A 15,850-nucleotide genomic window follows, 5' to 3' on the forward strand; every position below is an offset into this window, starting at 1 on the left:
TCGGGGGTATTGGCAACGTGACGAATTAAACGCGACCCGCTTTATTCAAAACCCACTTAGTGAAGCGTCCGAGCAGCGATTATATCGCTCAGGCGATCTCGTGCGCTTAATGGCCAGCGGAGAGTTGAGCTATGTTGGCCGAATTGACGACCAAGTAAAGGTTCGGGGTTATCGCATTGAATTAGGTGAAATTGAAAACCAGTTGCGCCATCATCCCGAAGTGGCTGAGGTCACTGTGCTGTTAAATCGGCAAGACCCAGAAAATGTCTGGATCTGCGCCTTTGTGGTGTTACACAAACAGGTCGAGTTCGACGACATCACTTTAGTCATGCAGCAGTTTTTAAAACAAAATTTACCTGACCATATGTTGCCTGCCAAAGTGCAAGCGGTAGCAGCCATGCCACTGACCAGCAATGGCAAAGTAGATAAAAAAGCACTACTGCAGCAACTTGATACAAGCTTTAACGAAAACACTTATGAAGCACCAGTTGGCGAGCTTGAAACCCAACTTGAAAGCTATTTTTCCGAGATACTGCAGCGCGAGTCAGTTGGTCGCTATGACGACTTTTTTAGACTCGGCGGGCACTCGCTACTTGCTGCAAAACTGGCAAATCATATTCGCAAGACGCTGCACATTGAGTTACCGCTGCAAGCGATTTTTACGCACCCTACAGTACAAGGTTTAGCGGCTGCACTTGAAAAGCAAGACGCGCAGCTAAGTACTATTGCTGTGGTGGATAAAACCAATGGCGTAGTGTTGTCTTTTGCTCAGCAGCGTTTGTGGACATTAGATCAAATGCAGCAGGGCAGCCAGCAATATCAAATTCAAGCGTTATTGGCGTTTTCAGGAAAGCTTGATCTGAGCGCATTCGAGCAAAGTTGGCAAAAGGTGCTGTCACGGCATCAGGTGTTGCATTCGGCTATCACCAATACTAATGATGGGCCTAAACAGCACCTTGTGGCTTTGCCTGAGCATTTTGTTACGCTCATTGACGTCTCCACACCATCACCGCTGTGGCAAAATGTGGTTTGGCAGCGCGCGGTACGGGACGATCAAGCGCAGGGTTTTGATCTTAGTAAAGATCTAATGATCCGCGCAACTCTGGTTCGATTCTCATCAGGCTATCATCGTCTTATCGTCAATATGCACCATATTGCTAGTGATGCTCAGTCTATTGAAGTATTAATGCGAGAGCTCACACAGTTTTATGCCCATTACACCCAAGGCTGTGAACTTGCCCATGACTTGATTGCGCCACCTGAGGTGCAATACGCGGATTATGCCCATTGGCATCGAGCACAGTGCCAAGGCGCGCAGCAAAGTGCAGACATGGCATTTTGGTCTGCGCACCTTGACGATGCGCCGCCACTACATCAATTACCGCTCGATACGCCGCGTGGGCAAGTTGTGAACAATAGCGCGCAAGCATTTACTGAGCAGCTAAGCGCAGAGACATGGCAACGGCTGCAACAGTATTGTCAGCGTTTGGGAATAACCCCGTTTATTTGGTTGCATAGCGCATATGCGGTGGTGCTCGCTAAGTTTAGCCAAGTGGATGATATTGTGATTGGTGCGCCATTTTCAGGGCGGCATCACCCACAAGTGGAGCAGTTGATTGGCTTTTTCGTCAATGCCTTGCCTATTCGCGTGAAGGTCGATTGGCAGCAGAGTTTCAGCCAACTACTCGATATACAAAAAGAGCAAATAGAACAAGTACATCAACACCAATCACTTCCCTTTGAGCAGCTCATTGACCACCTTGGTGTTAGCAGAGAGCTAAGTCACCAAAGTGTTTTCCAGTTGAGTTTTGCATTTAATCCCGAGCCACAGCAAACGCCAGAGTTTGTGGGGCTCAGCACGGAAGTTTTAGCGTCGGAAAACGCGCGTGCCAAGTTTGATCTCGAGCTCAGTGCAACAGAAAGTGGGCAAGGGTTGAGACTGCACTGGCTATACAACAGTGGACTATTTGAAAGAGAAACTGTGGCTAGCATTGCAGAGTGTTTTAATGCCGTGATAGTGCAATTACTCGCGCAACCTGAGTGCCCGCTTGCGGATATAAAACTTTGCAAGGAGCAGCCGCTAGAGAATCATGCGATTTCAGGCAAATCAGCGCCGGAACATTTCGAGCAGTCAGTGCTTGAGCAAATTGAGCGACATATGGCAGAGCCTGCGCAGGCCGAGCGAGTTGCGGTAATTGACACAAACTCAAATCAAACCTTGAGTTATGGTGAGCTTAATGAAAGAGCCAAGGCATTGGCGGCGCTGTTATTAAGTGAGGGGTTACAACCTGAACAACCTGTGCTTGTTGCGATGACGGGTAGCGCAGATCTCATTGTGGCGATGTTGGCTGTGTTAAAAGCGGGTGGATGTTATGTACCTGTTGACCCTCATTACCCTCAAGCGCGAGTCAATTACATCGCTAAAGACAGCAGCGCTGCGCTGGTTTTAACAAAGTGTGAGTTTGCCGCTCGCTTTGAGGTAGCAGAGTTAGATGATAATCACCTTGAGGCTGAATATCGCTCCTCACATGTCATTTGTGTTGATGACGCCAACGTGCAAGCGCGCCTTGCGACAATACCACTACCTCAGCAGTTTCCAAAAGTTAAAGTGGAGCAGCTGGCCTATGTTATTTATACCTCAGGCACAACAGGTAATCCTAAAGGCGTGATGATAGCCCACCAAGGGTTAGCGAATTTATGTGGTTGGCACCGACGAGTTTTTGCGGTGGATAATCATAGCGTAGCGAGTCAAACCGCCAACCCCGCCTTTGACGCGGCAACGTGGGAGATTTGGCCTTATTTATGTGCCGGTGCGAGCCTCGTGTGTGTGACAAAAGCGGTGCTACAGTCACCAGCAGAATTAACAGCCTGCTTCAATACACACCAAGTCTCGCATAGTTTTATTGCAACGCCAATCGCTCAAACGCTGCTCACTGAGCCTTTGTTTAATCCACAAAGCTTGCGCTATTTATTGGTTGGCGGCGATAAACTTGGTGCGCTGCAAGCAAAAGAGTACGGATTTACCCTAGTCAATAACTATGGACCCACCGAAGCCTCGGTGGTCGCGACTTCAGGTGTGGTTGAGTTTGACGGAAAGGTGCCAGATATCGGCTTGCCCGTCGACAATAGTCAGCTATTTATTTTAGACCCACAACTGCGAGCTGTGCCTCCGGGGATGATCGGTGAGTTATACGTAACAGGGGCGGGGCTTGCCAGAGGATATTTACATCAACCACAGCTTAGTGCTGAGCGTTTTATTGAGCTACAAGTCTCTCCATCGCACACGGTGCGAGCCTATAAAACGGGAGATTTAGTGCGCCAGCTTAGCAACGGCCGTATCGCCTATATGGGTCGTAACGATGGACAAGTAAAACTGCGAGGTTATCGTATTGAGTTGGCGGAAATTGAACAGCAAATTGGGCTGCTATCGAGCGTACAAGAATGTGCGGTTCAGATAACCACAAGCGCGTCAGGGCAGCCACAGTTGCAGGCATTTGTGGTGGCAAACACTGAGCCTCAAGTGCTTCAAGCCCAGCTAAAGGAAAGACTACCAAGTTATATGGTGCCAGAGCATTTTGTCATGCTCGCAAGGCTACCTTTGACACCGCATGGCAAGGTTGACCATCGTGACTTGGCAGCACTTGGTAAAACTCAACAGACTATCACAGTAATCGAGCAAAGCGCGGTCACACCACAGGCTAACAGCATCGTGGCCCAGTTACTGGCGATTTATCGGCAGGTATTAAATACATCATCGATGACCGCTGAAGATGACTATTTTGCTTTGGGCGGCGACTCTATTTTGAGTATTCAAATCGCAAGTAAAGCCAAAGCACTCAAGTTACCAGTTAGTGCTACCGACGTGTTTACCTATCCCAGTGTTTCGGCGCTTGCAGCAAGATTTGCCCAGCAAGATATTCACCTGCCTATGAGTAAAGCAAGGCAGCCATTAGTTGGTCAACTCGATAAATTACCAATTCAGCATTGGTTCTTTGCTCAACAATTTGCCAAACCCTGTCATTGGGATCAAAGCGTGCTGGTGAGTGTAGATAAATCCGTCACACCAGTGCAGCTCATGCAAGTGATAGAGTACTTGATAGCCCAGCATGATGCGCTACGTTTGGTGGTTGCAGATGAAAATACCCTATTTATACGTGATAGCATTGATATTCAAAAGGTATTTACGGCGCATACACTTGAGCGTGACGTCTGGCAAACTGAGCTGCGTGAGTTCAGTGAACAAGTGCAGCAAGGTTTTGTGTTTACTGGCACGCCACTGTTTAAAGCGGTGTTATTTGTTACGCCTGACAGCGAAGCCAATAATCGCTTGCTGTTTAGCGCACATCACTTGCTAGTGGATGGCGTCTCTTGGCGTGTGTTACTTGAAGATGTGAGCCAGCTACTACAGCAGCAAATAAACAATGTGCCGTTGGAGCTTCCTGCCGCAAGCGCGAACTTGGCTGAACTTGCCGATTTTTATCGTGAACTTGCAACCAATAAGCGCGATTTGCGCAAATGGCAGAAGGTGGCTGCACTGGCTGAAACCTCACACTTCTTGAGTCTTAAGGATACAAACGCGACCCCAACCATAGCGAAAGTTCGCCACACATTGTCAGCAGCGTACACCCGTGCGCTACTGGGATCCGCCAACACCAGTTATGGTACAACGGCGCAAGCATTGCTGCTCAGTGCGCTTGCCTGGTGTGCGCAAAAGCGTGGTGCAGGCAGTGAAGTGATCATGCTAGAAGGGCATGGTCGCGAGTTACTGACGGAGGCATTGGACAGCAGCCGAACCATTGGCTGGTTAACGGCGCTCTATCCAATGCAGTTATTTAGTAATGGCAGCTGCTTGCATGATGTGATTTGCAGTATCAAGGCAGAGCTTGAAAGGAGTGCTAAAGTTGCCAGTAGTTATGGTGCCGCGCGGTATTTACACCCAGAGCCAAACGTTCGCTCATCGCTTGAGATTGATACCCGAGGCTTACTGTTTTTCAACTATTTAGGCCAGCTAGATACAGTCATTGAGCAACAAGGTTTGCTGGGAGATGCTCGGGAGTTGACGGGCACTTTGGTTGCAGAGTCAAATCTCAGTTACTTTGGAGCACAACTAACAGCGGCGGTCGTGGATGGTAAACTGGCGTTAACGTTAGAGTTTGACAGCCAGCGCTTAACATCTAAAGAAGCAGAGCGATTAAGTAAAGAGATACTCGAAAGTCTAATTCAGGTCATCGAGCATTGCCAATCCCAGCCTCAACGTCATTACACAGTCAGTGACTTTGCACTTCTCAGCGGCGTTTCTGAACGGCAGTTACAGCGCATACTTGGGCAGGTTGAAGGGGAAGTTGAGGATATTTACCCTCTAACTGGTTTGCAACAAGGCATGTGGTTCCACAGTCAAACGGCACGTGAGGCGCACGCTCAAAGCACGCTACCTTATGTCGAGCAAACCAGCTTATTGCTACAAGGTTGTGTGGATATTGAGGCGTTGAGTTACGCTTGGCAGCAACTGATTAGACAGCACAGCATATTACGCTCGGCCTTTATAGATGTTGCTGGCGAGCCGCTGCAAGTGGTCTGTAAACATGCCGATGTGCCACTCAAACTGCTGCACAGCAGTGTCATTGCAGAAGAGCAATCGCAAATAGTGAAATCACAGGCTGCGGTGGAACTTGCCGAGCCGCTTAGGCTTTCACAAGCGCCTTGTATGCGATTGAAGTTAATTGCTTTTGAAGATGGCAATGTTGGGGTGGTTTGGACTTATCATCATCTCATCATGGATGGTTGGTCGCTGCCGGTATTATTTGCTGAATTATTGGCATTTTATCAAGCCCGTTGCCAAGGTGAGTTACGGCCCATTGTGGTAGATAATTTCCGCGATCATATCGAATATTTGCTTACGCATGTTGACCGCGACGAAGCGTTTTGGCGGGAGTATTTGGGTGGAGTTACCGCGCCCACATTACTCAGCGAAAAGGTACTTCACACTGAAAATTACACTGAAAATAAAGCGGCTGGTGTTAAAGAACTTAGTGTGACTTTACCGCAATCGCTGCAAGATGCCGTGACTCGCTTTACAGGCGAACAAGGACTTACCGTCAATCAGTTTATCCAAGGGCTCTGGGCGTATTGGGTGGCAAATTGCTGCAACGAACCGTATGCCTTATTTGGTCAAACCATCGCGGGCAGACCTCCTGCGCTTAGTAGAATGGCGCAGCGCGTTGGCTTGTATATCAATACGCAAGCGGTCCATGTCGCGATAGATCAAAATGCGCGTGTGAAAGATTACCTGCAAGCGGTGAAATCGCAGCTTACGGCATTGGCGCAGCACCCGCATACACCACTGACACAAGTTCATCAGTGGTCGGGTATTGAAAACGACAGTCCATTGTTTGATTGCTTGTATGTTTTTGAAAATTATCCGCAAGATCCGTTACAAAATAGCGCTGCGCTGCCATTTATCGCAACAACCTTAAGTGAAGTTGACAACACGCACTATCCATTGACCTTTGTGGTCGGCGTAGGGGCCGGTTTATCGCTCACGCTGAGCTATCAGCAGCAATGCTTTGATGAAGTGTTTATCGAGCAAAGCCTTGCGGCGATGCAGCAGCTGATGTTAGCTGCGACACAACAGCCAGAGCAAACACTCGGGAAATTGTCTTGGCAGCCCCAACACGCGCCGTACAGCAAGGCATTGCCTCTGCCTACTTTTGCACTGACGCAAGCGGCGAAATATCAAACGCCAAATTTACCTATTCAGCAATTATTTGCTCAAGTTGCTGCTGAATTTCCTGAGCATATTGCTATTCGTGAATATAGTACCGCCTCTGGGGAGGCACGCTGTTATCGCTATTCACAGCTGGATAAAGACGCCAATCAGCTCGCCTATTACCTTGCTTCACGACTAGAGCCGAGTACAGCCCCCGTTATTATTGGCCTGTGTCTAGAGGCGAATTACCAGCTTATTGTGGCTATGCTTGCGGTGCTCAAATTGGGCGCAGCTTATCTACCAATTGCACCAACACTACCCGAGTCTCGACGTCGTTTGCTGTTGCAAAATGCCAATGCAGCCATGCTGGTTACCAAAACAGAATATTGGCAGGGTAGCTCGGAGCAGGTGGTGCCTCAAGTCGATTTAGATAGTATTCAGGGCGCTTTGGCTGAGCAGCCTAGTCGTTGCTTTACTGCGCCATGCCAGGTTGACGACCTCTGTTATGTGATTTATACCTCGGGCACCACGGGCATGCCAAAAGGGGTGATGGTGGAGCATGCCAGTGTCGTTAATTATGTGCAGGCATTAGCCGCGCAATATGCGATTACGCCCAGCGACAATTACCTGCAATTTGCTAGCATGAGCTTTGATGTGTTTGCGGAAGAAGTCTTTTGTACTTTAATTCGTGGCGCAACCTTGGTGATGGCACCGACAGACGACATGTTGGACCCCAACAAGTTGGCGCAATTAAGCCAAGATGCCGAGTTAACATTGATGAGTTTGCCAACAGCGTATTGGCATCAACTTGCAGCGACTTCAGTCACCTTGCCAAGCTCGCTGAGGATCATCACCATAGGTGGCGAGCAGATGCAGATTGCCGCGCTCACCGATTGGCAGCAGCGCTATGGCGACCGTATTCGAATTATTAACGCCTATGGCCCGACCGAAGCAACCATTTCTGCAACCCTTAATGATGTCACACACTTCAGCGGCGCACGCGTGCCAATCGGTCAGCCCGTCGCTGGTTTGTCTTTATATTTACTTGATGAGCAGCTTCGAGCGGTGGCCACCGGTGTGGAAGGGGATTTATACATTGCGGGTATTGGCCTTGCCAGAGGTTACCTGAATGACGAAGAAAAGACGCAGCAGGCGTTTATCATTGAGCCAAATAGCGGCCAGCGACTTTATAAAACTGGCGATCGCGCTTGCTGCTTAGCCTCAAATGAATTGCTGTATCTAGGCCGTGGTGATGACCAAGTTAAAGTGCGCGGTTACCGCATCGAATTGGGTGAGATTGAACGGCAACTTCAGCAGCTAGACGAAGTTGCTGCTTGCGCTGTGGTGGTGCGTGAAGATAGCAGTAACAACGCGCAATTGGTGGCATTTGTGCAGCCAGCGCAGCATACGGAAGTGAGTGATGCTGCTCTGCGAGCGCAATTACGCGCAGTACTACCCACTTACATGGTCCCTGAGTTGTTTCAATCAGTTAGTCTACTTCCGCTGACAACGAACGGCAAAGTAGACCGCAAACAGCTCTTAGCGCTGGCCGGATTATACACTCCGCTTCAATCCCAGCGGCAAGAGACTAAGCGGGAGAGGCTCACACCACTACAAACTCAATTAGCGCAGCAGTTTACTAGTCGTTTGCTGGTAGATGGAGTGTGCCTTGACGATAACTTCTTTAATTTAGGTGGTCATTCGCTATTAGCGATGCGTTTAGTGGGTGATATTAATCAGCACCTACAGCTCAATTTGCCGCTGTCGGCACTTTTTGAGCATCCGACTGTGCGTGGGCTCAGTCAGTATGTTCAAGCATTGAGAGATGGTCTTGGCGAATGCGATGGTAAACCTCAATCGCGTAAAACCTTAGTGTGTTTGCAAGAGGGCGAGCTTGGTTTTACACCTGTGGTATTGATTGCGGGGGCGGGAGGTTGGCTAATGGCGTTTCATGCTTTGGTGAATGGGCTTGATAGCCGTATACCCGTTTATGGCTTGCAGCCAGAGGCGCTAGCCGAGGAACTCGAGACGCTAATTTCTATTGGCCGCACCGCAGAATATTACTTGAGTGTATTAGTAGACGCTGAACTTGGTGAACAAGTGCATTTGGTCGGACATTCTTTTGGTAGCTTTATTGCCTATCAACTTGCCACTTTACTTGAGCAACAAGGTCGAATTGGCTGCTCGGTAACTGTGATTGATACGCCTGTACCAAGCAGCCCAGTGCTTAACTTAGGGGAAGCGCAAATCGCACAAATGATGCTGGATAATCTGATAGCGTTTTTTCGCCTTAGTGTCTCTGATACTGAAATCAGTGCCTATAAGCAAGGTGATCCTTCAGCACGCATTGCCTATCTCAATCGTTGGATACACCAAGCTGGATTTAATTTTAGTGATGCGCATCTACGCCACTTTCAGCAAGCTTTTAGTGCCCAACTGCGAGCAAATATTGAGATGCCGGCTATGCTTAGCGACACCCCAATTTGCGTTGTAAAAACACAGCAAACACAAGAATTTGAAGGCCGTCCTGTGAATAAAGACATGGGGTGGAAACCATTTAGTCACTCTCTCTCTTGTTATGAAGTCAAAGGAGATCATTTGTCCTGCCTGCAAGCCGAGCAAGTAGGGCAGTTGGTTAACATAATTGAGCGCAACTATGTGTTGCACTAGCAAAAGTACTTACTTTTAAGGATGGGAAAACAATGGATCACGCACTTTCTTTGGAATTGGATCCGACAACGATTGCAGCAGACTCTCGGATACATGACTTATCTGAGGTTAAACAAAGCGGCATGGCATGGGTGAAAAACCACGTTCAAGAGGTGAATAACTGGGTTGAGCGAGATGGTTTTGCATTGCTTCGTGGCTTAAATATTGTGAGCACGAATCAGTTTAGCGCCATACTTGAGACCTTGTTTGGTGAGCGTTTAAGCCAGTATGTTTATCGCTCTTCGCCACGAACGGCACTGAACAACAATATTTACACCACCACGGAATATCATGCCGATCAAGTGATCCTGCAGCATAACGAAAATGCTTACTCCAATGTTTGGCCGATGCGAATGGGCTTTTTTTGTGTGATCCCAGCAACCACGGGTGGGTGCACACCACTTGCCGACAGTCGTGAAGTATATCGTCGTATTCCCGGTGAATTAAGAGACAAGTTTGAGCGTTTAGGTGTGCAGTACGTGCGTAACTACGGTGATATCGACCTACCTTGGCAAGAGGTTTTTCAGACCGAGAGTAAAGCCGAGGTTGAGCAATACTGCCGAAAAAATGAAATCGAATTTACTTGGCTTGATGATAAAAGGCTACAAACCAAGCAATGGCGTCCGGCGGTCATGCGTCATCCAAAAAGTGGTGAAAAGGTTTGGTTTAATCAAGCTCACTTGTTCCACTGCTCGAGTCTAGATAATCAACTCAGTGCACAAATGCGTGACAGTATCGGCAGCGAATTTTTACCTCGTAACGCCTTTTTTGGTGATGGTAGCGAAATAAGTGACCAAGACATCAAGCTTATCAATCAGGTTTATCAAGACCTCACTTTCGCTTACCCGTGGCAAAGAAACGATATTTTGCTGCTGGATAATATGCTGTTTACTCATGGCAGAGAGGCCTATACAGGCACTCGTAAAGTACTAGTTGGCATGGCAAATATCGCGTCAGCATAACTAGTTGGTACTCATTCCGATGAAAGTCGGGCAACAACATTTGTTAGTGGTTACGTGGTTGGCAATGTAAGGAATGAAAAAATGAAATGGCTAATACAACTACGGCTAAGAATGATGATGCTATTTTGCATCACCTTAGCACTGGCTTCTTGTTTGCAGAAAAAGAGCGTCGCAGATAATCACACCATTATGCCTAATCAATTAGAAATGATAGAGGCGGTGGTGAAAGAATATTGCGATGCCAACCTATTCTTTGGCACGGTTTATATCACCTCGGTTGATAAAGTGGTGTACCAGTCCAACTGCGGACCACAGAACATGCAATATGATGTTGATAACAGCGTTAAGTCCAAGTATCGCATTGGCTCCAATACCAAAGCGTTTTCGGCCGCTATTTTAATGAAGATGTTAGATGGTAAGGACTTGCGGCAGGAAACCATTGGCGATCACTTGCCTTGGTACCCAGATAACCAATGTGCGGATGTTTCGCTACATCATTTGCTTACCATGTCGTCTGGGATCAATAACTACAGCGACAACGAAGCCGTATACGATAATTACGGTTGGCGGCCTTATTTATATAATTCGAGTCTAGACCTTAACGGTCCGGAAGATTTTAGTAATCGCTTTTGCACCTGTGGTGCCGAAGCGGGGCAAAGTGGCACACCGTCATTTACGCCCGGCAGTAAGTATGAATACAGCAACTGTAACTACTATCTTATCGGTAATATCATCGAGCAGTTAGCGGCTGGCAAACAAGGCAATATCGGTCGTGAGTATTGGTTTGCCAATATCGTTCAAGAGCAAATTCTAAATCCGCTTAGCATGACGGACAGCGGCTCTTACAGTGCGATTGGTGTCTATTCAAATATGACCACAGGTTACATCTACAACCAAAACCAGTATTTATCCCTTGCTAATGGTCGTCCACCAGCAACTGGCGGGCCTGCACCCTATGAAGACATTTTGGTCAACCCTTACAGTAACCCGCTGGTGCTTTACTCAGCCGGAGATTTGTATTCGACCGTAGAAGATATGCACAAATGGGATCAGGGCTTGTATGGCACTCAGATTTTAAATGATGCACAAAAGCTCGCAGCCTTTGCACCATATTCCAATACCGGCAGTAGCACAGAATGTGAATATTATGGTTATGGCTGGTTTGTGACTTATGTTGACCCAAACCAGTACGGCAAAGTGGCAAATTGCCCCGAAAACCCAGCCGATACAAATCTCAGAATGTATGAAAAATTTTTACAGTACTCTGGTAGTTACCCCTATTCATGGGTGACCAGTTTTACCCGTCTACTGGAACGAGATCAAAGCATCATGGTGTTTAGCAACTATGTGAAAGAGGGGATTGAGTCAGATTGTATCGCCAAGGAGATCCGCAACATTATCTTCTATAGTGATAAACACCGTACCGAGCAATGCCAGCAAGATTTGAATCAGGCATAACGCGGTAGGGAAAAGTACCGAGCTTTCGCGCTCGGTTAAACAAATTAATAGAACGCCTGCAGTAGGTGGCAACGTTTCGCTCAGTTGTATTTGTGACACTGTGCAAATCCTTGGTTGTTCTTAGGTTTACTTCTTCATCATGGATGAAGGCGGTAAAGCTCAGAGTTGAATAAGTGCAGCTTGTTTGATTTTGGGTACTAGGGCAAGTGCCAATATGGTGCTTGATGAGTTCGACAACTGTTTAAATAAATCATAGAGGATGAATTATGGCAGTGACAAAAACAGCGAAGGATGACAAGGCGAGCGACGCTCCAGAACAACAGGAATCACAACTTGTTGCTGATGAAGACAGAGCAGCCGTTGCTCAGCTGATTGTCGACAAATACACAAAATGGTCGTTTGGCTCTGGGTTTATTCCCGTTCCTGCGGTTGATTTAGTGGCGTTGACAGGGATCCAAATGAAGATGATAGGCGAAGTAGCAAAAGTCTATGGTCAATCATATGGTGACAACAAGCTGCGTGGCACAGTAAGCGCATTGATCGGCGGCTCTTTTCCACAAACCTTAGGGGGCGCGGGACTAAGCAGCTTTTTGAAGGCGGTTCCTGTACTTGGCACGTTAAGCGCAATCGCATTTATGCCAGTTGTGTCTGCGGCATCAACACACGCAGTAGGCGCAACTTTTGTTCGACACTTTGAAAATGGCGGCACGCTGATAGACCTGAATCTAGCAAGTATGAAAGGGGATATCGCAGACATCGCAGCTAAGTATCGTGCAAATAAAGGGAATGCGGACGCAACAGCTACAGCGGAAAAAGCCACAGTATAACCGATACTGGCTGACATAAACCGGCAGGCAACTGCTGGTTTATTCTTCGCACCAAATTTATCAACAACTTGGAGAAAATTATGCTTATCGCTTTATATTTAGTGTTATGCATTTTAACTGGTTATTGGGGACGAAACACCTTTGCCGGACCTGTGGGCTTCTTTTTAATTTCGTTGATGTTTACGCCTATTGTTGGCTTGATCATTTTACTAGTTGGGCAAAAGCGCAAGCCCACAGAGGTGAATGACGAGGAATGAGATCTTACATTGCCGGTAAAACTGGGCGATTTATAAATATAACTTAATGTTTTAATGCAATATTTATTTAAATCCAACAGGCAGTTTTGATTTTTAGGGACTATGCTAAGTAGCATGCGCGGGCGGTAGCCCAATAACAATAAAAGATAATAACAATGGTATTGTACGAATTAATTCGCCGACATATTCAGATAAAGAAAAGGACCTTTATTGCACTGGGGTGCATTTCTGGTTTGGCCAACGCGTTGGTGCTTGCGCTTATCAACAACGTAGCAGCTAATATCTCTGATATTAATAAAGAAAATCATATTCTTTACTACTTGGTGCTATTTACACTGACGATTGCAATATATGGTTTCACTCAGCAAAGATTGATGACTAAAGCCGCGCAAATGGTGGAGCGTGCCATAGACAAATTGAGAGTTGATCTGTTTGAAAGCATTCGTCATACCGAGCTGTCAACGCTAGAGATAATTGGCAAAGAGCGGATCTTTAATACCATCAGCAAAGAGTTACAGACCATATCTCAGTCGGCGCAGCTGTTTGTGATCATTGGTCAATCCATCAGTTTGGTGTTTTTCACATCTCTTTATATTGCCTGGCACTCTTTTGTGGCGTTTATGGTTATATCGACACTGATTTTGGTCGGCGCCAGTATTCACCGTTTACGCGCCAATGAAATCCAGCGCAACATGCGCATTTCTTTTGAAAGCGAAAATCAGCTTATTCAACGCTTATCTGATTTGCTCGATGGCTTTAAAGAAGTCAAGCTCAGTGAGCCAAGAGCGGAAGATTTAGAACATGAGTACCGCCGTGATTCGAATCGTGCAAGGCGTGCAAAAACCAAAACCCAAACCTTGTTTGCGACCGACTTTATTCTGTCGCAAATCACCTTTTTCGCAGCGACAGGCGCGATGGTGTTTATCGTCCCTATGCTCTCTGACGTGTATACCGATGTGGTCATTAAAGTCACCACCGCATCGCTATTTTTAATCGGCCCTATTACCAGTATTGTTGGTGGGATCCCCGTTTTCACCACCGCAACAGAGGCGGCGCAAAACGTCTTAGCATTGGAGCGCGATTTAAAAAATGTCCAAGATGAGCAAGAGGTTAAACGACCTGAACCGAGTGAAAGCCTAACCTCATTCAATGCCATCACCTTAGCGGGGGCGTTTTATCAACATCAGAAAAAATCGAGCGATCGTCCGTTTGCTGTGGGGCCGGTGGATATCACCTTTGAGCAAGGAAAAACCACTTTTATTACCGGTGGTAATGGTAGCGGTAAAACAACGTTTATCCGGATGTTGACTGGCCTTTATGAATTACAGAGCGGACAAATCCTTTTGAATGGCAAAGCGGTTACGGAAGATAATCGCCTTGCTTATCGAAGCCTATTCACAGCCGTTTTTGCGGATTTTCATTTGTTCCAGCAGCTCTATGGTATTCGTGATTTGAGTACTGAAGAAATCGACGAATGGTTGGACTTTTTAGAGATGCGTGCCAAAGTGGGTATTCAAAATGGGGCGTTTAGCACCATAGATCTATCGTCAGGTCAGCGCAAGCGCTTAGCGCTTTTGAGTACTATTTTAGAAAATCGTCCCATTTACATCTTTGATGAGTGGGCGGCAGATCAAGATCCTATCTTTAGGCGAAAATTCTATGAACAAGTGCTACCTCGCTTAAAAGCGCGCGGTAACACCATTATTGCCATCACCCATGACGACGCCTACTTCCATTTGGCCGATGTGCACTTAAAAATGGAGGAAGGTCAGTTGTTAGCACACCACGACAGTGAAAGTAATGGAGTACCATCATGAACATTAATATTTCAGGGGATTTTGCCTTACTCGTCGCCGGTGGCTTAATACTGGCACTGATCCTATCTAATTTGCTCATGCGGGTGTTAAAGCGTTATAAGCCAAAGTGGCATAAGCGTATTTTGTCTTGGCGTTTTCGCGCAGGTGTGACGTTACTTATTCTACTGTTTATTGCCGTTGCATTGGTCAAAATCATTTTTATCAAGGTCGACTCAGGTCAAGTTGGAGTACTGTGGAAGCGCATTGGCGGTGGTACGTTCGTAGAACATCCATTTTATGAGGGTACGGTGCTAGTTTATCCTTGGGATACATTGACGATTTATTCGAGCCGATTCCAAACCGCGACTACTCAGGTACATGCGATCACCTCTGAGGGTCTGCGGATCCAGTTAGATATCACAGTACGTTACCGTCCTGTAGTGGAGCATATTCCCTACCTACATAAATTAGTTGGAGAGGATTATTTAGATGAAATGGTGATCCCTGAGGTTGCCTCTGCGGTGCGCATGATTGTATCTGACTATACCGCGGAGCAAGTCTATGGTCATCAGCGTCTAGAAGTTCAGGCTCGGCTATTGAACACGGTGTTAAAGGAGCTACAGCTGCAAGAAAAAACAATTCTTGAGCAAGAGAATAGTACGATGCAAGGGCATAACTTAGTGAACCTTGACGATATGCTTATTCGGCAGGTGGATGTGCCAGATAAAGTACATAACGCAATTATTTCCAAAGTGAATCAGATGTACTTAAATCAAGAGTATGAAATGCGTTTAGAAGTAGCCAAAAAAGAAGCAGAACGGAAAAAAACCGAAGCGCAGGGGATAGCCGACTTTCAAGAAACGGTGAGTGGTGGGATATCTGAAACCTACCTAAGGTGGCGCGGCATAGAAGCAACCATAGAGCTGGCGAAATCTAATAACGCAAAAGTGGTGGTAATAGGCAGTGGTAAAGATGGCCTACCATTGATCTTAAATACGGAGGGCAGCACATCTGCTTTGCCAGCCTCGGTTAACCCAAATGCTACGGATCCACAAAGCCAAGAGCCGCAAACGCCTAATGCAACTAAATCACAGTAAGGAATAGTTACATTTTCAGTATCACGGACTACACTGTG

Annotated in this window: 7 protein-coding genes (1 of these 7 only partly in view); all 7 read left to right on the top strand. The window is 46.9% G+C overall.

What is annotated here, in order from left to right:
* A protein-coding gene (locus tag CTT31_RS02125; RefSeq protein WP_260492393.1) for a non-ribosomal peptide synthetase crosses the window boundary here: on the top strand, window positions 1-9,376 show its 3' portion. 2,693 nt of this gene lie to the left of the window's left edge; only the last 9,376 of its 12,069 coding nucleotides appear in the window; the start codon falls outside the window, past its left edge; the stop codon is at window positions 9,374-9,376.
* A 32-nt stretch (window positions 9,377-9,408) separates the two neighbouring features.
* Entirely contained in the window at window positions 9,409-10,377 is a 969-nt protein-coding gene (locus tag CTT31_RS02130; RefSeq protein WP_211859136.1) for a TauD/TfdA family dioxygenase, read from the top strand.
* Window positions 10,378-10,458: 81 nt separating this feature from the next.
* Window positions 10,459-11,835: a serine hydrolase domain-containing protein gene (locus tag CTT31_RS02135; RefSeq protein ID WP_260491866.1), complete on the top strand. Its 1,377-nt coding sequence runs from the start codon at window positions 10,459-10,461 to the stop codon at window positions 11,833-11,835.
* A gap of 266 nt (window positions 11,836-12,101) precedes the next feature.
* Window positions 12,102-12,662 (top strand): YcjF family protein, encoded by a 561-nt coding sequence (locus CTT31_RS02140; protein WP_010607109.1) that lies wholly within the window; start codon window positions 12,102-12,104, stop codon window positions 12,660-12,662.
* Window positions 12,663-12,742: 80 nt separating this feature from the next.
* On the top strand, window positions 12,743-12,919 hold the full coding sequence (locus CTT31_RS02145) for a hypothetical protein (RefSeq protein ID WP_017217212.1): 177 nt from the start codon (window positions 12,743-12,745) through the stop codon (window positions 12,917-12,919).
* Window positions 12,920-13,074: 155 nt separating this feature from the next.
* Entirely contained in the window at window positions 13,075-14,736 is a 1,662-nt protein-coding gene (locus tag CTT31_RS02150; protein ID WP_260491867.1) for a cyclic peptide export ABC transporter, read from the top strand.
* Window positions 14,733-15,812 carry a prohibitin family protein gene (locus tag CTT31_RS02155; RefSeq protein WP_260491868.1) on the top strand — a complete coding sequence of 360 codons (1,080 nt, stop codon included), beginning with the start codon at window positions 14,733-14,735 and terminating at the stop codon, window positions 15,810-15,812. Before CTT31_RS02150 ends, CTT31_RS02155 begins: the two co-directional genes overlap by 4 nt.
* The last annotated feature ends 38 nt before the right edge of the window (window positions 15,813-15,850 follow it).

This window comes from Pseudoalteromonas maricaloris (assembly GCF_024746855.1).
Classification (GTDB): Bacteria; Pseudomonadota; Gammaproteobacteria; order Enterobacterales; family Alteromonadaceae; genus Pseudoalteromonas; species Pseudoalteromonas maricaloris.